At 69.0% G+C, this 18,020-nt stretch carries 14 protein-coding genes; 6 read left to right on the top strand and 8 right to left on the bottom strand.

Translation table 11 applies throughout. The annotated features are described in order from the left end of the window. Positions 1-75 precede the first annotated feature (75 nt). The 6 genes from ACI2L1_RS22320 to ACI2L1_RS22295 all read right to left on the bottom strand — a co-directional run bounded on the left by ACI2L1_RS22320 (position 76) and on the right by ACI2L1_RS22295 (position 7,410). Positions 76-1,455 (bottom strand): alpha-amylase family protein, encoded by a 1,380-nt coding sequence (locus tag ACI2L1_RS22320; protein WP_404741086.1) that lies wholly within the window; start codon positions 1,453-1,455, stop codon positions 76-78. A gap of 109 nt (positions 1,456-1,564) precedes the next feature. Beyond that, positions 1,565-2,131, bottom strand: coding sequence for a dihydrofolate reductase family protein (locus ACI2L1_RS22315; protein WP_404741085.1), 567 nt, complete (start codon positions 2,129-2,131; stop codon positions 1,565-1,567). A gap of 128 nt (positions 2,132-2,259) precedes the next feature. Next, complete coding sequence (locus ACI2L1_RS22310; protein ID WP_404741180.1) at positions 2,260-3,921, bottom strand: glycoside hydrolase family 13 protein; 1,662 nt, start codon at positions 3,919-3,921, stop codon at positions 2,260-2,262. Between the two features lie 190 nt (positions 3,922-4,111). After that, positions 4,112-5,020 (bottom strand): sugar ABC transporter permease, encoded by a 909-nt coding sequence (locus ACI2L1_RS22305; protein WP_404741084.1) that lies wholly within the window; start codon positions 5,018-5,020, stop codon positions 4,112-4,114. Between the two features lie 13 nt (positions 5,021-5,033). Then, positions 5,034-6,038: a carbohydrate ABC transporter permease gene (locus ACI2L1_RS22300; protein ID WP_404741083.1), complete on the bottom strand. Its 1,005-nt coding sequence runs from the start codon at positions 6,036-6,038 to the stop codon at positions 5,034-5,036. A 103-nt stretch (positions 6,039-6,141) separates the two neighbouring features. Then, positions 6,142-7,410, bottom strand: coding sequence for an extracellular solute-binding protein (locus ACI2L1_RS22295; RefSeq protein ID WP_404741082.1), 1,269 nt, complete (start codon positions 7,408-7,410; stop codon positions 6,142-6,144). A gap of 342 nt (positions 7,411-7,752) precedes the next feature. Between ACI2L1_RS22295 and ACI2L1_RS22290 the strand changes: the two genes are divergently transcribed. Both ACI2L1_RS22290 and ACI2L1_RS22285 read left to right on the top strand, forming a co-directional pair. Further along, positions 7,753-8,787: a LacI family DNA-binding transcriptional regulator gene (locus tag ACI2L1_RS22290; protein ID WP_404741081.1), complete on the top strand. Its 1,035-nt coding sequence runs from the start codon at positions 7,753-7,755 to the stop codon at positions 8,785-8,787. 131 nt (positions 8,788-8,918) lie between these two features. Then, positions 8,919-9,782: a phosphatase PAP2 family protein gene (locus tag ACI2L1_RS22285; protein WP_404741080.1), complete on the top strand. Its 864-nt coding sequence runs from the start codon at positions 8,919-8,921 to the stop codon at positions 9,780-9,782. A 150-nt stretch (positions 9,783-9,932) separates the two neighbouring features. Here ACI2L1_RS22285 and ACI2L1_RS22280 read toward each other — a convergent pair whose 3' ends face one another. Continuing rightward, positions 9,933-12,920: a bifunctional [glutamine synthetase] adenylyltransferase/[glutamine synthetase]-adenylyl-L-tyrosine phosphorylase gene (locus ACI2L1_RS22280; protein ID WP_404741079.1), complete on the bottom strand. Its 2,988-nt coding sequence runs from the start codon at positions 12,918-12,920 to the stop codon at positions 9,933-9,935. Between the two features lie 315 nt (positions 12,921-13,235). Here ACI2L1_RS22280 and ACI2L1_RS22275 point away from each other — a divergent pair, with 315 nt between their 5' ends. The 3 genes from ACI2L1_RS22275 (at position 13,236) to ACI2L1_RS22265 (ending at position 15,571) form a co-directional block, all read left to right on the top strand. Continuing rightward, positions 13,236-13,745 carry a pyridoxamine 5'-phosphate oxidase family protein gene (locus ACI2L1_RS22275; protein WP_404741078.1) on the top strand — a complete coding sequence of 170 codons (510 nt, stop codon included), beginning with the start codon at positions 13,236-13,238 and terminating at the stop codon, positions 13,743-13,745. Positions 13,746-13,781: 36 nt separating this feature from the next. After that, positions 13,782-14,216 carry a VOC family protein gene (locus ACI2L1_RS22270; protein ID WP_404741077.1) on the top strand — a complete coding sequence of 145 codons (435 nt, stop codon included), beginning with the start codon at positions 13,782-13,784 and terminating at the stop codon, positions 14,214-14,216. 227 nt (positions 14,217-14,443) lie between these two features. After that, positions 14,444-15,571, top strand: a complete 1,128-nt coding sequence (locus ACI2L1_RS22265) for an RICIN domain-containing protein (RefSeq protein ID WP_404741179.1) — start codon at positions 14,444-14,446, stop codon at positions 15,569-15,571. Between the two features lie 72 nt (positions 15,572-15,643). Here ACI2L1_RS22265 and glnA read toward each other — a convergent pair whose 3' ends face one another. Beyond that, positions 15,644-17,005 (bottom strand): type I glutamate--ammonia ligase, encoded by a 1,362-nt coding sequence (glnA, locus tag ACI2L1_RS22260; RefSeq protein WP_352383150.1) that lies wholly within the window; start codon positions 17,003-17,005, stop codon positions 15,644-15,646. A gap of 340 nt (positions 17,006-17,345) precedes the next feature. Here glnA and ACI2L1_RS22255 point away from each other — a divergent pair, with 340 nt between their 5' ends. After that, positions 17,346-18,011: a DUF3105 domain-containing protein gene (locus ACI2L1_RS22255; protein ID WP_404741076.1), complete on the top strand. Its 666-nt coding sequence runs from the start codon at positions 17,346-17,348 to the stop codon at positions 18,009-18,011. Positions 18,012-18,020: the final 9 nt, after the last annotated feature.

The following is an 18,020-nucleotide window of genomic DNA, read 5'->3' as shown; positions in this document are numbered from 1 at the left end:
GAGCGCTCCCAGAGACAGCAGGGAACGTAGGACGACAACTCCTTGAGCGTCAATCCCACGTTCCCCGTCAGTTGCTCAGCAACTGGCCTTGCCCGCGTAGATCGCCAGCGCCGTGTTGGACCCGAGGGTGGCCGTGAACCGGCCGTTGGAGTCGACCGTCACGCTGGTGTTGTTCTGCACGTTGCAGTACGTCCCGGCGGGCAGCGAGGTCTGGTAGGTCCGGCTCAGGCTGCTCGACTCGTGGTTGATGGCGACGTACCCCTTGGCGCCGCGCCCGAAGGCGATCGCGTCGCCGCCGTTGTCCCACCAGTTGGTGACCGACTCGCCGCGGGTCGCGTTGCGGAAGGCGACCATGCGGATGATCTCCGGCCAGGCGTGCTGGCACTTCCAGCCGTCCTGCCAACAGGCGGTCACGGAGCCGTTGTTGGGCGGTCCGGCGTCCGTGTCGGACCACTCGTAGCCGGAGTTGATGTCCGGGGCGCCATAGGGATAGGCAAGCAAGAAGACGTTGGCCAGGGTGTAGTTCGCCCCGTCCTTGTAGTTCAGGGTCGAGCCGTTGCGCTCGGTGTCGTGGTTGTCGACGAAGACACCGGCGACCGAGCTGCTCATGTACCCCCAGCCCTCGCCGTAGTTCTTCAGATAGGCGAGGTTCTCGTTGTTGAAGACCCGCTTGAGGTCGTAGGCGTAACGGAACTCCTGGACGTCCCCGTTGCCCGTGTACTCGGTGGGCTGGACCGCCTCGCCGCTGCCGTAGATGACCTCCTGCTTCCAGTAGACGCTCGTGTTGCTGAGCCGGGACTTGATGTTCGCGAGGTCGGCCGCCGGGATGTGCTTGGCCGCGTCCATACGGAAGCCGTCGACGCCGTAGCCGAGCAGGGAGTTCATATAGCCGGCGATGGTGGCGCGGACGTACTCCTCGCCGGTGTCCAGGTCGGCGAGGCCGACGAGTTCGCAGTTCTGGACGTTGGCGCGGTTGGTGTAGTCGGTGATGGTGGACGTGCAGTCGTCCATGTCGTACGACGAGTACAGGCCCGGGTAGTCGTACTTCGTGTACGACGAGCCGCCGGTGCCGGTGCCGCTGCCCGCGGACATGTGGTTGACGACGGTGTCGACGACGACCTTCACTCCGGCCGCGTGGCAGGTGCTGACCATGTTCTGGAAGGCGGTGGCGTCACCGAGGCGCCCCGCGATCCTGTAGCTGACCGGCTGGTACGAGGTCCACCACTGCGAGCCCTGGATGTGCTCGGCGGGCGGGGAGACCTGGACGTAGCCGTATCCGGCGGGGCCGAGGGTGTTGGTGCACTCCTTGGCGACGGAGGCGAAGTTCCACTCGAAGAGGACCGCGGTGACGTCCTTGGTGCCTGGTGGGGAGGCCTGGGCGGTGGTGGGGGTGAGGACGGCGACCGAGGCGGCGAGGGCGGCGGCGGTCGCGGTGATGGACCATCTCGATATCACGTGGGGGTACTCCTTGCGAGACGGCCAGGCGTCTTTGCCTGGCGCCGGCGAGAACGTACCGCTGCCGCAACATTTACAGCAAGGGTCGTGAAAGTAACGGCAAGAACTTTCACACCTGGCTGGCGGGCATGCCCGGAAGGCCGCCACGACTGCCCCCGCAGGAGTAGACGATCTCCACCGACCCGCCGGGCAGCGCCCGCTGGCTCTGGAAGGTCAGGCCGGTCTCGGGGCTGAGCGCCGGGGTGAGCTGCATGCCGCCGCCGAACAGCATGGGCAGCACGACCAGTTCGAGGCGGTCGAGCGCGCCGAGGGCGTGGAAGGTGCCGATCGTGCGCGGGCCGCCGATGAGATGGACGTCGCCGCCGCGGTTGGCGGAGCGGATCCTCTCCAGCAGCCGGGCCGGGTCGCTGTCGGTGGTGACGTGGTCGGGGGTGCCCTCCGGGCGGTGCGAGCCGAGGACGAACACATCCAGGTTCGGCCACGGCCACCGGTTGTTTGTCAGGGCGGGCTCGAAGGTCGTCCGGCCCATGAGCGCGGCCTCGCAGTCGGCCAGGAACTCCCGGATGCCGTGGCTCTGGCCGGAGACGAACGCGGGGTCGGCGGTGAGCGCGGGCCAGCCGTTCGGGGTGGTCACATAGCCGTCGGCACTCATGCTGAGGCGGGCGCGGATCTGCATGGTCTCTCCTCGGGTGCGGGGCGCTGTGCGCGCCCTTTCACCCAAGCGTCGAACGCGGCTTCCGCCGATCGACACGCCCGACAAAAAATCACCGGGCCCTCTCGGGGCCCGGTGATCCGTGTATGTGCTCAGGCCGTCGTCCACCACACGGTCGTGTCGGCCGGCACCTTCGCGTCGCGGTCGGCCTCGGCGACCTCTCCGCTGGCGAGCAGCAGCCGGCCGTATGCCGGAGTCGTCACCGATTGCGTGCCGGTGTTCGCGACGCAGACGAACTCTCCGCGCCGGAAGGCGAGGACGCCCTCGGGTGCCCGGAGCCACTCCACCGCGTCGCCCGCGCCCAGGTCGGGCTGGGAGCGGCGGACGGCGAGGGCGGAGCGGTACAGCTCCAGGGTGGAGTCGGGATCGCCGGTCTGGGCCTCCACGCTGAGGTCGGCCCAGTCCGACGGCTGGGGCAGCCAGCTCCCGCCCGCGCCGAAGCCGTACGACGATCCCTCGCGCGTCCACGGGATCGGCACCCGGCAGCCGTCGCGGAAGCCGTCCTGCCCCGCGCCGCGGAAGTACGCCGGGTCCTGGCGGACCTCGTCGGGGAGGTCGACGACGTCCGGGAGGCCGAGTTCCTCGCCCTGGTAGACGTACGCCGATCCCGGCAGGGCGAGCATGAGCAGCGTGGCGGCGCGGGCGCGGCGCAGGCCCAGCGCCCTGTCCCCCGCCGTGCGGATCTGGGTGCCGAGGCCGGGCGGGTTGGCGAAGCGGGTGGTGTGGCGGGTGACGTCGTGGTTGGACAGCACCCAGGTGGCCGGGGCGCCGACCGGGCGCATCGCCTCCAGCGTGCGGTCGATGACCCCACGCAGCTCCTCGGCGTCCCAAGCGGTGCTCAGGTACTGGAAGTTGAAGGCCTGGTGCAGTTCGTCGGGGCGGACGTAGTTCGCGGTGCGCTCGACGGTCGGGGTCCACGCCTCGGCGACGAAGATGCGATCGCCGGAGTATTCGTCCAGGATCAGCCGCCACTGGCGGTAGATCTCATGGACGCCGTCCTGGTCGAAGAACGGCATGACATCGTTGCCCAGCAGCTTGACCTGGTCGTGGGAACCCAGGTCGGGCAGGCCTTCCGCCTTCACCAGGCCGTGTGCCACGTCGATGCGGAAGCCGTCCACGCCCATGTCCAGCCAGAAGCGCAGGATGGAGCGGAACTCGTCGCCGACGGCGGGGTGTTCCCAGTTGAAGTCGGGCTGCTCGGGGGCGAAGAGGTGCAGGTACCACTCGCCGTCCTCGACGCGGGTCCAGGCGGGGCCGCCGAAGATGGACTCCCAGTCGTTGGGCGGCAGTTCGCCGTTCTCGCCCTTGCCGGGCCGGAAGTGGTAGCGGTCCCGGAGCGGCGACCCCGGGCCCTCGGCGACCGCCCGCTTGAACCACTCGTGCTGGTCGGAGGAGTGGTTGGGCACCAGGTCGACGATGATGCGCAGCCCCAGCCCGCGGGCGTCCCGGATCAGCGCGTCGGCGTCCAGGAGGTTGCCGAACATGGGGTCCACGGCCCGGTAGTCGGCGACGTCGTAGCCGGCGTCGGCCTGCGGCGAGGCGTAGAAGGGGCTGAGCCACACGGCGTCCACGCCGAGGTCGCGCAGATACGGCAGTCGGGTGCGGATGCCCTCCAGATCGCCCATGCCGTCGGCGTTGCTGTCGGCGAAGCTGCGCGGATAGACCTGGTAGATCACCGCGTCCCGCCACCAGTCGCTGCGCTGGGCTTTGGCGGGGATCGGTGCCGGGGCGGTGGCGTAGTGCTGCTGGCTCATGGCGTCCTTGGTACGTAACGGAGTCATCAGGTCAAAGGTATGGGGGTGAAAGGGCGGCCGCGGTGACAGCGGGGTCGGATGGACACCGCGGCCGCCATCCGCGCCCGTAGGGACGCGGGGCTGTGTTGGATCTGCGGCTCCCGCCGCGTGGGCTCGACAAGCCACAACGGCGTCGCAGTCGAGTGACGGTCTATCCCTTGGTTCCACCGGCGGTGAGCCCGGTGACGAGGTTCTTCTGCACCAGGTAGAAGAACGCCGACACCGGTATCGCGATCAGCACGGCGGTCGCGGCCATCAGGTTCCGCTGGGCGTCGTGCTCGCTCACAAAGCTCTGCAACCCCACCGCGAAGGTGTACTTCGTGTCGGACAGCATGAACGTGGAGGCGAACGCGACCTCACCGAAGGCCGTGAGGAAGCTGTAGAACGCGGCGACCGCGAGCCCTGGCTTGGCGAGCGGCAGGATCAGCCGTGCGAAGGTGCCGAAGGGGGTCAGCCCGTCGACCCGTCCGGCCTCGTCGATCTCGAACGGGATGGTGTCGAAGTAGCCCTTCATCAGCCACGCGCAGTACGGGACCGTGGTCGAGCAGTAGACGAGGACGAGTCCAAGGTAGCTGTCGATGAGCTGCAGGTCCGAGAGCATCTGGTACATCGGCACCATGAGTACGGCTACCGGGAACATCTGCGTGACCAGGAGCACCCACATGAACTTCCGGTAGCCCGGAAAGCGCATACGGGAGACGGCGTACCCGGTGGTCGCGGCGATCAGCACACCGATGAACGAGGTCCCGAGCGAGACGATCATCGAGCTCTTCAGCCAGTCGAAGAACTCCGTGTGCTGGAGGACGAACGAGTAGTTGTCGAACGTCATCTTCTTCCAGATGCCGCCCGGGTGGAGATAGTCGTCCTTGTCCGGGCCGAGGGACAGGAAGAGCAGCCAGAGGATCGGGAACAGCGCGATCAGGCTCGCGACGATCAGGATGCCGTGCGAGGCGAGGGAGCCGGCGGGGCTCTGCTCGCCGCGGCGCCGGGTCCGGCGGGGGGCCCGCGAAGACGCGGCCTCGGGCGCTGCGGCCGGGGTCTCGACAGCGGTCGTACTCATGGGAGCTCCTGCCTCAGATCGCGAGCTGCTGCTCGTTGCGGTTCAGCCAGCGGCGGTAGAAGGAGGTGAAGACGATCAGGATGGCCAGCAGCAGGATGCCGTACGCCGCCGACTGAGCGAAGTCACGCGGCTGCTGTCCGAAGCCCAGGTAGTAGGCCCAGGTGACGAGGATCTGCGCGTCCGGTGCGGTGCTGCCGAACAGCAGGAAGATCACGGCGAACTGGTTGAACGTCCAGATGATGCCGAGCAGTACGACGGTGGAGCTGACGCTCCTGAGCCCCGGGAGGGTGACGTACCGGAAGCGCTGCCAGGCGCTCGCGCCGTCCATCTCGGCGGCCTCGTACAGCGAGGTGTCGATGGACTGGAGTCCGCCGAGCAGCGAGACCATCATGAACGGCACTCCGCACCAGGTGTTGACCATGATCGCGGCGAACCGCTGCCAGAAGGTGTCCTCCAGCCAGTCGGGCGACGGCAGGTGCAGTGCGTCCAGGGCGGTGTTGACGATGCCGCCGTCGGCGAGCATGAACCGCCAGCCGAAGACGGTGACGAAGGTCGGCACGGCCCAGGGCAGGACGAGGATCAGCCGGTACAGCGTGCGTCCGCGCAGCTTCTGGTTGAGCAGCAGGGCGAGGCCGAGGCCGATGCAGTAGTGGAGGGTGACACAGAGGGCGGTCCAGACGATCGTCCAGATGAAGTGCGACCAGAAGCGGTCGTAGGCCGTCGGGCCCCACAGGATGTCGGCGTAGTTGTCGAGGCCGATGAACTTGTAGGTGGCGTCGATGTGGTTGACGCCGATCGTGCGGGCCGTGTTGAGGCTGTTGGCGTCGGTGAGCGTGAGGTAGACGCCGTAGACCAGGGGGTAGAGCACGAGGACGCCGAGGACGATCGCCACCGGGGTGATCATCGCGTAGGCGTACCAGTGGCGTTGGTAGCCGTGCTTCAGGCGCCGGCCGAGTCCGGGCCGGGGTTCGCGGTCACCGCGTCGCTTGCCGGTCGCGCGGTCGATGGCGACTGTCATGGTTCGACAACCTTCGATGAGTTCTGCGGTTCACGGGTGGGGCGCAGGCCGGTGGCCGCCGGATCTCTCCCCCCAATGATCGGGAGATCCGGCGGCCACGCGCTCACTTGCTGAAGTCCGGCACCAGCTTGGCGATGGCGACCTCGGCGTTGCTCAGGCCCTTGTCCAGGGACTCCTTGCCGCCGGCGACCTTGGGCAGCTCGATGTCCAGAGGGCCCCACAGGGAGCTGTACTCGGGCAGCGCCGGGCGCGGCTGGGCGGCGGAGAGGACCGTCTGGAATCCGGCGATGCCCGGGTCTGCCTTGACCTCGGTGGTGTACGCGTCGTCACGGGTGGGCAGCGTGGAGTTCTTCAGCGCGATGGTCGACTGGGACTTCGCGGAGGTCATGAAGTTGACGAACTTCAGCGCGGCCTTCTGGTGGGCGGAGTCCGAGCCGGCGTAGACGGACAGGTTGTGGCCGCCGGTCGGGGCGCCCGCCTTGCCGGTGGAGCCCGCCGGGACGGTGGCGATGCCGAGGTTGGACTTGTCCGTGAACGCGGAGCCCTTGTAGAAGTTGGTGATCTCCCAGGGGCCCTGGATGATCGCGGCGACCTTGCCGTTGACGAACGCGTCCTGGATGTGGGCGTAGGCGTCGGCGGTGGTGTCGGCCTTGTGCAGGCCCTTGCCGGAGAAGAGGCTCAGCCAGGTGCCGTAGCCCTTCTTGGCGGCGGCCGAGTTCACCGTGATCTTCTTGGCGGCCGCGTCGACGGTGTCGGTGCCCTCGCCGTGGAGGAAGGTCTGGGCGTAGTAGGCCTGGGTGGAGCCCCAGTAGCCGTCGACGCCGGTCTTGGTCTTGATGGTGGCGGCGGCCTTCTTCAGGTCGTCCCAGGTCTTGGGGGCCTCGACGCCGGCCTTCTCGAAGAGCTGCTTGTTGTAGACCAGGGCGAGGGTGTCGGTGACGAACGGAACGCCGTAGGTCTTGCCGTCGTACTGGGCCTGCTCGATCAGGTTGGACTTGAACTTGGCCTGGTCGGCGAGGGCCTCGGTGCCGTCCAGCGGCAGGAAGTAGCCCTTCTTGGCGAAGGCCGGGGTCCAGCCGACCTCGGAGCGCAGCACGTCGGGGGCGCCGGAGGCACCGGCGGCGGTGTCGAACTTGTTCTGCGCCTGGTCGAACTGGACGTTGACGTACTTGACCTTGATGTCCTTGTTGGCGGCCTCGAAGTCCTTGATCAGGGCCTTGTACGTCGGCGCCTCATTGGTGGCGTTGGAGGTGTCCCACCAGGTGATGGTGACCGGACCGTCGGCCTTGCCGCCGCTGTCGCTTCCGCCGCAGGCCGTCGCCGCGAGGGCGAAGGACGCCACCAGCGCGGTGGCCGCTATGCCACGCCGCATGAGTTCTCCTTGAGGGTGAAAGCCCGTGTGCTGCTGTGCTGCGAAGGGGGTCCCGTCCACCTTCTCCGCCGGGCGTGGCCGAACGTAACAGCGATGCAAGCCTCACGAAAGACCTTGCAGCAAAAAACTGCAAGAGCCTCCTGAAGTTATCCGGGCGTGATCTGTCGGCGACCCTCGTGAGACCCTTGTTTACAGGGATGAAGCAGGGCCGGGGCGACTGTGCAAGACTCTGCAAGCTCTTGCCATCCCATACCCGCGGGGGAATCATCTCCTTGCGGGACAAGGGGAGCCGACCAGAACAGAGGGACCGCGATGACGATACGGCCGGTACAGTCCGGTGCCGTGACCACACGGCTAGCCGACATCGCCGCCCAGGCGGGGGTGAGCGAAGCGACCGTCAGCCGCGTCCTCAACGGGAAGCCCGGCGTCGCCGCCACCACCCGACAGTCCGTGCTGGCCGCACTCGACGTCCTGGGCTACGAGCGCCCGGTCCGTCTGCGGCAGCGCAGCGAGGGCCTGGTGGGCCTGATCACCCCGGAGCTGGAGAACCCGATATTCCCGGCCCTGGCCCAGGTGATCGGGCAGGCGCTGACCCGGCAGGGCTACACCCCGGTCCTCGCCACCCAGACCCCGGGCGGCTCCACGGAGGACGAGCTCACCGAGATGCTCGTCGACCGGGGCGTGGCCGGGATCATCTTCGTCTCCGGGCTGCACGCGGACACCTCCGCGGACATGCAGCGCTACGAGCAGCTGCGGGCGCAGGGTGTGCCGTTCGTGCTGGTCGACGGCTTCTCGCCGAAGGTGCAGGCGCCGTTCATCTCCCCCGACGACCGCGCGGCCATGTCGCTGGCGGTGACACACCTGGTGTCGCTGGGCCACACCCGGATCGGCCTGGCCCTCGGCCCGAAGCGCTTCGTGCCGGTGCAGCGCAAGATCGAGGGCTTCGTCCGCACCATGCAGGACCAGCTCGGCCTGGCCTCGGCGACCGTCGAGGAGGACCTCGTCCAGCACTCGCTCTACACCCTGGAGGGCGGCCAGGCGGCCGCCACGGCCCTCATCGACCGTGACTGCACGGCGGTGGTCTGCGCGAGCGACATGATGGCACTGGGCGCGATACGGGCGGCCCGGCAGCGGGACCTGGACGTGCCGCGGGACATCTCGGTCGTGGGCTTCGACGACTCCCCCCTGATCGCCTTCACCGATCCGCCGCTGACGACGATCCGCAAGCCGGTGCCGGCCATGGGACAGGCGGCTGTGCGGACGTTGCTCGAGGAGATCGGCGGAACGCCCGCGCCGCACAGCGAGTTCGTGTTCATGCCGGAGCTGGTGGTGCGGGGTTCGACGGCTTCGGCCCCTGGGGACCGCTCTCGTTCGTAGGGCGGAGAAACCGGGCCTGAACCAGTGCGCCGGTAGGAGAAAGGGACAGTCTTCCCGTCGTAGGACATGCGCCCCGAACCCGACCAGGGGATGATCGGTGGGGTAGGGCAATTCTGGCAGACTTTGTGTCTATGGGTGACTCGACCGTGACCAGTCTGGAAGACCGTGAGAACACGGCCGTTCCGGGCTCCGTCACGGCCTCGGACCGGCCCGGATTCCTTCGTCGGCTGCGCACCCCGCCCCGACCGCGCCTCTGGTTCGAGATCCTCCTGATCGCGGTGAGTTACTGGACGTACTCACTCATCCGCAACGCGGTGCCGGAGCAGAAGGCGGAGGCGCTGCGCAACGCCGACTGGATCTGGCGGATGGAGCACCATCTCGACATCGCGGTCGAGGAGTCCGTCAACCACGCGGTCAACTCGATGACTTGGCTCATCGTCGGCATGAACTACTACTACGCGACGCTGCACTTCATCGTGACGCTGAGCGTCCTGGTCTGGCTCTTCCGCAGTCATCCCGGCCGCTACGCGGCGGCGCGCCTGGTCCTGTTCGCGACTACGGGCGTGGCACTGGTCGGTTACTATCTGTATCCCCTCGCACCCCCGCGGCTGATGAACGGCGGGCACTTCGTCGACACGGTCATGGTCCACCAGACCTGGGGCTCGATGGCCTCCGGTGACCTCAAGCACATGTCCAACCAGTACGCCGCGATGCCGTCCATGCACATCGGCTGGTCCCTGTGGTGCGGCCTGACGATCTTCGCGCTGGCGTCGGTGCCGTGGGTGCGTGTCCTGGGCCTCCTCTACCCGGCGGCGACGCTCCTGGTCATCGTCTCCACCGCCAACCACTTCTGGCTCGACGCGGTGGGCGGCATCCTGTGCCTCCTGTTCGGCTTCACGGTGGCCCGTCTCTGGTACGGGGCACTGCCGTACGCCCTGCCGAGGGTGGTCCCGGCCCCGGACAAGGGCACGCTGCCGGCTCGTTCAGCGGCTTGACCAAAGGGGCGCGGGGAACGGCGCGACAAGCCCCCACCGGCCCGCGGCCGAAATCCGGACCCCGGCGATCTCGTTCGTCCGCTTGAAGTCGATCCACGTCTCGATCAGGTCCGGCGTGAAGACGGGCCCGCAGCCGAAAACCGGACCCCGCTACGCCCCGTAGAACAAATCCTCCACCACGCCCCGGGCCCGCCGAGCAGTCCGCCGATAGTCGTCCAGCATGTCCCCGGCATGTCCCGGCCCATAACCCAGGTACCGGCCCACCGCGGCAAGTTCCCGCGCCTCGGTCGGAAACGTGTCGCCGGCCCGCCCCCGCACCAGCATCACCGCGTTACGCACCCGAGTGGCCAGCACCCAGGCCTCGTCGAGCACCTGCGTGTCCTCCTCGGAGATCAGCCCGGCAGCCCGCGCGGCAGTGAGCGCCGCACGGGTACGGGTGGTCCGCAGCCCCGGCTCCGTCGCTCCGTGCCGCATCTGGAGCAGCTGGACGGTCCACTCGACGTCCGACAACCCACCGGGTCCGAGCTTGGTGTGCAGCTTGGGGTCGGCCCCGCGAGGCAGCCGCTCGGACTCCATCCGTGCCTTCAGCCGCCGGATCTCGCGTACGGCGTCGTCGCCGAGCCCTGCCGCCGGGTACCGGAGGGGGTCGATCAGCTCGACGAAGCGGCGGCCCAACTCCTCGTCCCCGGCGACCGGTTCGGCCCGCAGCAGCGCCTGCGACTCCCAGACCAGGGACCAGCGGCGGTAGTAGGCCTCGTACGACGTCAACGTCCGTACCAGCGGCCCGGACTTGCCCTCCGGACGCAGGTCGGCGTCGATGAGCAGGGGCGGGTCGGCGCTCGGGATCTGGAGCAGCCGGCGCATCTCGGAGACGACCTTGTTGGCGGCCTGGGAGGCCTCCCGCTCGTCGACACCGTCGCGCGGTTCGTGGACGAACAGGACGTCCGCGTCGGAGCCGTAGCCGAGTTCGTGACCGCCGAAGCGGCCCATGCCGATGACGGCGAACCGGGTCGGCAGGGTGTCGCCCCAGCCCTCCCGCACGACCGCGCGCAGGGTGCCGGCGAGGGTCGCGGCGGTCAGGTCGGACACCGCGTCGCCGACCCGGTCCATCAGGACGCCCTGGTCTGGTTCGGCGGGCTGGGTCTCGGTGCCGTAGGAGCCGACGATGTCCGCGGCGGCCGTACGGAAGAGTTCGCGGCGGCGGACTCCACGGGCCGCCGTGACGCCCTGGGCGGCGCCCTCTGCGCGGCCGACCGCGGAGAGGATCTCCTGTTCGAGTCCGGCCCGGCCGCGCGGGTCGAGGCCGCCGCCGTCTCCGTCCCCGAGGAGCGCCACCGCTTCCGGGGCGCGCATCAGCAGGTCGGGGGCGAGACGTCCGGCGGACAGGACCCGGGCGAGGTTCTCGGCGGCGGCGCCCTCGTCCCTCAGCAGCCGCAGATACCAGGGCGTCTTGCCCAACGCGTCCGACACCTTGCGGAAGTTGAGCAGTCCGGCGTCCGGGTCGGCGGATTCGGCGAACCAACCCAGCAGTACCGGAAGGAGAGTTCGCTGGATGGCGGCCTTGCGGGTGACACCGGAGGCGAGGGCCTCCAGATGACGCAGGGCGGAGGCCGGGTCGGCGTATCCGAGCGCGACCAGGCGTTCGCGGGCCGCTCCGGCGCTCAACCGGGCTTCGCCGGGCCCGAGTTGGGCGACGGCGTCCAGCAGCGGCCGGTAGAAGATCTTCTCGTGCAGTCGTCGTACGACCGAGGCGTGCCGCTTCCACTCGCGGTTCAGCTCGGTCACCGGGTCGGCGCGCAGACCGAGCGAGCGGCCGAGGCGGCGCAGGTCGGCCTCGTCCTCGGGGACGAGGTGGGTGCGGCGCAGCCGGTAGAGCTGGATGCGATGCTCCATGGAGCGCAGGAAGCGGTAGGCCTCGTCGAGCTGTGCGGCGTCGACGCGGCCGACGTAACCGCCGACGGCGAGCGCCTGGAGGGCGTTGAGGGTGGTGCCGCTGCGCAGCGAGCCGTCCTCGCGGCCGTGCACCAACTGCAGGAGCTGCACGGCGAATTCGACGTCCCTGAGGCCCCCTGGGCCGAGTTTGAGTTGCCGGTCGAGCTCGGCGACGGGGATGTTCTCGACGACTCTCCGCCGCATCTTCTGCACGTCGGCGACGAAGTTGTCGCGCTCGGCGGCCTTCCAGACGAGGGGTTCGAGTGCCTCGACGTACTGCTCGCCGAGCTCGATGTCACCGGCGACCGGGCGGGCCTTGAGAAGGGCCTGGAACTCCCATGTCTTGGCCCAGCGCTGGTAGTAGGCGAGGTGGCTGGAGAGGGAGCGGACGAGCGGGCCGTTCCTGCCCTCGGGCCGCAGATTGGCGTCGACGGGCCAGATGGACCCCTCGACGGTGGTCTCGGAGCAGACCCGCATCATGTGCGAGGCGAGCTTGGTGGCGGCACGCAGGGCCTTGCCCTCGTCGGCCCCGTCGACGGCCTCACCGACAAAGATCACATCGACGTCGGAGACGTAATTCAGCTCGTGACCACCGCACTTGCCCATCGCGATGACCGCGAGCCGGCACAGCGCGGCGTCCTCGGGAGCGGCCGCCCGCGCTATGGCGAGCGCGGCGCGCAGGGTCGCGGTGGCGAGGTCGGCGAGCTCGGCGGCGGTCTCGGCGAGGTCGGTGGTGCCGCACACGTCACGGGCGGCGATGGACAGCAGACAGCGACGGTAGGCGACGCGCAGCGAGACCGGGTCGGTGGCCTCGGCGAGCCCGCGCTCGAACTCCTCGACACCGGGGTGGAGATCGCGGGGCTCGTAGGTGACGAGCGCGTGCCAGTCGCGGGGATGCCGGGCGAGATGCTCGGCCAGCGCGGCGGACGCCCCGAGCACCCCGAGCAGCCGGTCGCGCAGCGGCTTCGCCGCTATCACCGTGTCGAGGAGTTCCCGGCCGGGCTGCGCCTCCAGGAGCCGTACGAGACCGTGCAGCGCGAGATCGGGGTCGGCGGTCGCGCCGAGGGCCTCAAGGAGCACCGGGTCATTGCGTACGGCGCTCAGCTCCGCGCTCTCCAGCAGCCGCTCGGCCGCCGACGGATCGGTGAAACCGTGCCGCAGCAGCCGCGTGAAGGTACTGCTCCTGCGCCCCGGCGCCGCCGTCATCCCCGGCCTCCCGTCCGATCAAGGTCGTGTCGATCGAGCCTAACCGGAGAGCCTGGGAGAAGCGCCGGGGCGCGGGGCGGTGGTTTTGTGGTGAGGGTCGGTTCGGCGGATCACCACGACCGTCGTGGCCGGGACGGGTCCGTGAGGATCGTGTCGCCCGACTCGGCCCCGGGAGAGGACGACGTACCGGTTCACCGCTGGCATGTGGTCGTCCGGCACCGTTCGCAAGCATCTGGAGAACGCCTTCGGCAGACTGGGAGTGTCGAGCCGGACCGCCGCGGTGGCCCGGGTGTTCCCCGAGCCGGAGGCTCTGTGATGACCGAGAAGGAACCCGAGACCCACCTCGACCCGCGCTACAGCGACGCCGACGCGACGGCACACTCCTGGCCCGACGCCGAGTCGCTGCTGGCCGCCGCCGAACTGTTCTGGATCTCGACGGTACGACCGGACGGGCGCCCGCACGTCACGCCGTTGCCCGCGGTGTGGGCCCATGGCGCGCTGCACTTCTGCACCGGCCCCGAGGAACGCAAGGCGAAGAACCTCGCGCACAACCCCCACGTCACCCTGACGACCGGCACCAACATCTGGGACAAGGGCTACGACCTGGTGGTGGAGGGCGAGGCGGTGCGGGTGTCCGACGACACGCGTCTGCGGGAGCTGGCCGCCGCGTGGGAGGCGAAGTACGGCGACTTCTGGCGCTTCGAGGTGCGGGAGGGCTATTTCCATCACGGTCCGGGCCACGCCGTCGTCTATGCGGTGGCGCCGCGCACGGTTTTCGGCTTCGGTAAGGGACAGCCGTTCAGCCAGACGCGGTGGCGCTTCTGAGGACGGCCGTACTGACGTCGACAAGGGAGTCACGCCATGGACATGAGCCTCGAAGTCATCCTGCTGCCCGTCACGGACGTGGACCGGGCGAAGGAGTTCTACCGCGACAAGGTCGGCTTCCACGTGGACCTGGACGGCGAGGTCATGGAGGGAGTCCGCATCTGCCAGCTCACGCCACCCGGCTCAGGCTGCTCGATCGCCCTGGTGGACGGCCTCCAGGTGCCCACGGGAGCCCCACAGCCCGGCACCTACCACGGCATGCAGCTCTGCGTCACCGACGCCAAGGCCGCCTACGACGAGCTGACCTCCCGCGGCCTGGACGTCAGTGAACCCGTCCAGTTCGCCCCTCAGGACGGCGCCACCTTCATGTACTTCAAGGACCCGGACGGCAACGGCTGGGCGATCCAGGAGTACAAGCGCCGCGAGACGGAGCCCCTGCACCAGGTGGTGGCGAGGACGGCCGGACAGTAGGCCGGCCGTCCTCATTCGTCATCGCTTGTTCATCGAATTCCGTACAACCTTCGATGACGGTGATCGACCTCACATCAGAACCTCGGCCCTCATCCCATGCGTGCTTCACGGAGTGGAGAGAGTGAGGTGTGCCGGCCCCCGCCCCGGCACACCTCCGACATCCGACCTCCAGCTCAAGGAATCCCGTCTTGCGACACTCCAGACAGGCACGTAGAGCCGTACTGGCAATGGTCCTGGCCGCAGCGCCGCTCGCGTTCTTCGCGGTGCCCGCGCCGGCCGTCACCGGCCCCGCCGTCACGGACGCCACGTTCGGCTACACGGCGCAGCTCGTCCTCGGCGATCACGACCGCGGCTGCTCCGGCGTCCTGGTCGCTCCTCAGTGGCTGCTCACCGGGGCGAGCTGCTTCGCCGACGATCAGACGGCCACAAACCCGGCCGTGCCCGCGGGCAAGCCGGCGCTGACGACCACCGCGACCATCGGCCGCTCCGACCTCACCACCACGGCGGGCGCGGTGCGCGAGGTCGTGGAGCTGGTGCCCCGTACCGACCGTGACGTGGTCCTGGCCCGGCTCAACCAGGCGGTCACCAATGTCACCCCCGTCGCCCTGGCCACCGCCGCGCCCGCCGTGGGCGAGGAGCTGAAGTTCGCCGGGTACGGGCGCACCCAGACCGAGTGGGCGCCCCTTCAGCTGCACGCCGGCGCGCTCTCGGTGGACGCCGCGGACACCACCACGGCCACGGTCACCGGCAAGGAGGGCGTGGCCGCGTGTGCCGGCGACACCGGCGGCCCGGTGGTGCGCACGGTGAACGGCGCCGACCAGCTGGTGGCCCTCAACAGCCGTTCGTACCAGGGCGGTTGCTTCGCCACGGACGCGACCGAGACCCGCACCGGCGGTATCGCCGCCCGTGTCGACGACCTGGCCTCCTGGGTCGACGCGGCCGTGACCGCCGCCCGCCCCCTGAAAAACCAGGGGACCGGAAGGTGCCTGGCCGTGCCTCAGGCCAGCAAGGACAACGGCACCGGTCTGATCCAGTGGACCTGTTCCACCGGCGCCGAGCAGCAGTGGCACCTGGAGAAGGTGGCGGGCGGAAACAACGACCGCTACCGCGTCAAGAACGCCAACAGCGGCAGGTGCCTCGCCATCCCCAGCGGCACCACCACCGACGCCACCCAGGCCATCCAGTGGACCTGTTCCACGGGCAACGAGCAGGTCTGGATCCACGACAGCGTCGACCGGCTGCGGAACCTGGCCACCGACAAGTGCCTCGCCATTCCCCAGTCCACCACCGATATCGGCGCCAAGGCCATTCAGTGGCCGTGCTCGACGAACACCGACCAGAAGTGGACCTGGTAGCACCCGCACCGCACCCCCCGTCCTGGACGCGACTGCCTCCGGGACGGGGGGTCCACCCACTGGGGCCCGCCCCTACAGCACCGGCAGGTTCTTCCGCAGCTCGAAGGCCGTGACCTCGCTGCGGTACTCCTCCCACTCGCTCTTCTTGTTGCGCAGGAAGAAGTCGAAGACGTGCTCGCCGAGTGTCTCGGCGACCAGGTCGCTGCGTTCCATCAGGGTGAGGGCCTCGCCGAGGTTCTGGGGCAGGGGCTCGATGCCCATGGCGCGGCGCTCGGAGTTGGAGAGGGCCCAGACGTCGTCCTCGGCGCCCGGCGGGAGCTCGTAGCCCTCTTCGACGCCCTTGAGGCCGGCGGCCAGGAGCAGGGCGTAGGCGAGGTACGGGTTGGCGCCGGAGTCGAGGGAGCGGACCTCGATGCGGGCCGAGCCGGTCTTGCCGGGCTTGTACATCGGGACGCGGACCAGGGCCGAGCGGTTGTTGTGGCCCCAGCAGATGTAGGAGGGGGCCTCGCCGCCCGCGCCCGCCGTGCGCTCGGTGCCGCCCCAGATGCGCTTGTAGGAGTTGACCCACTGGTTGGTGACCGCGGAGATCTCCGCGGCGTGCTTCAGCAGGCCCGCGATGAAGGAGCGACCGACCTTGGAGAGCTGGTACTCGGAGCCCGACTCGTAGAACGCGTTCCGGTCGCCCTCGAAGAGGGAGAGGTGGGTGTGCATGCCCGAGCCGGGGTGCTCGGAGAACGGCTTCGGCATGAACGTCGCCTGGACGCCCTGCTCCAGCGCCACCTGCTTCATGACCAGGCGGAACGTCATGATGTTGTCCGCCGTGGAGAGCGCGTCGGCGTAGCGGAGGTCGATCTCCTGCTGGCCCGGCGCTCCCTCGTGGTGGGAGAACTCGACCGAGATGCCCATCGACTCCAGCATGGTGATCGCCTGGCGGCGGAAGTCCATGCCGATGTTCTGCGGGGTGTGATCGAAGTAGCCGGAGTTGTCGGCCGGGGTGGGGCGCGAGCCGTCCAGCGGGCGGTCCTTCAGGAGGAAGAACTCGATCTCCGGGTGGGTGTAGAAGGTGAAACCCAGGTCGGAGGTGCGGGCCAGGGCGCGCTTGAGGACGTAGCGCGGGTCCGCGAAGGACGGGCTGCCGTCCGGCATGAGGATGTCGCAGAACATACGGGCCGTGCCGGGTGCCTCCGCGCGCCAGGGCAGGACCTGGAAGGTCGAAGGGTCCGGCTTGGCGATCATGTCGGACTCGTACACGCGAGCGAATCCCTCGATCGCGGAGCCGTCGAAGCCGATGCCCTCGTCGAAGGCCTGTTCCAGCTCCGCCGGGGCCACGGCGACGGACTTGAGGAAGCCCAGCACGTCCGTGAACCACAGGCGTACGAACCGGATGTCGCGCTCCTCCAAGGTCCGGAGCACGAACTCCTGCTGCTTGTCCATCTTCCGCTTCCCCATCCTTGCTGGTCAGGCCGCCTGTCTCCGTGTCCCGCAGGAGGCGGTCGGGCACCTGAGCATCACACCACAACACCATTTCGTGCGCGTTGCCGACCTTGATCGTCCGGGCGACGCAGGAGTGAATGCCTGGCACCCGGCAGATGTACTGCTCTTCCGCCCATCTTGCCTGCTCGGACTGACATACGTAATGCCCGGCCCGCCCTGTCTCACCCCGTGCCCCGGGTTTCCCGGGGACTCCCTGTGAGAAGCCCCTCCCGCCCCACTACGATCAGTGGACCGATCGTCACCGTCCGGCCCATCCCTTTTCCCCAGAAGGACACATCTCATGGGTTCCGCCAAGAAGAGCACCGCCACGGCACGCAAGGCGCGTATAGAGGAGATGCGGCGCGCCGAGCAGTCCAGGGAGCGCCGCAACCGGATCCTCGTCATCGCCGCCAGCGTGGTGGTGGTCGCCGGTCTGGTCGCCGGCACCGTCGCGCTGGTGCAGTCGCAGTCCGACGACGACGCGAGCACGGCGGCCGACTCCAAGGGGACGGGGCACTTCGTGACGGGCTCGGACGGGGTGAAGACCTGGAAGGGCACCCTGGGCCGCACCCACGTCACCAAGACCGTGAACTACCCGATGGAGCCCCCGGTCGGCGGCGACCACAACCAGGTCTGGATGAACTGCAACGGCGACGTCTACACCAAGGCGCTCAACAACATGAACGCCGTGCACTCCCTGGAACACGGCTCGGTCTGGGTGACGTACACGAGCAAGGCCTCGAAGGCCGACGTCGAGGCGCTGGCGGCGAAGGTGAAGAAGACGCCGTACACGCTGATGAGCCCGGACGACAAGCAGAAGGACCCGATCATGCTGTCGGCGTGGGGCCACCAGCGGACGGTGACGGGGGCCGACGACCCGAACGTCGACAAGTTCTTCGAGAAGTTCGTGCAGGGCGAGCAGACGCCCGAGCCGGGCGCGGCGTGCACGGGCGGTCTGTCGCAGTGAGGTTCGCGG

The organism is Streptomyces sp. NPDC019531, assembly GCF_044903305.1.
Taxonomy (GTDB): domain Bacteria; phylum Actinomycetota; class Actinomycetes; order Streptomycetales; family Streptomycetaceae; genus Streptomyces.
This window is presented reverse-complemented; position numbering and strand designations above follow the sequence as displayed.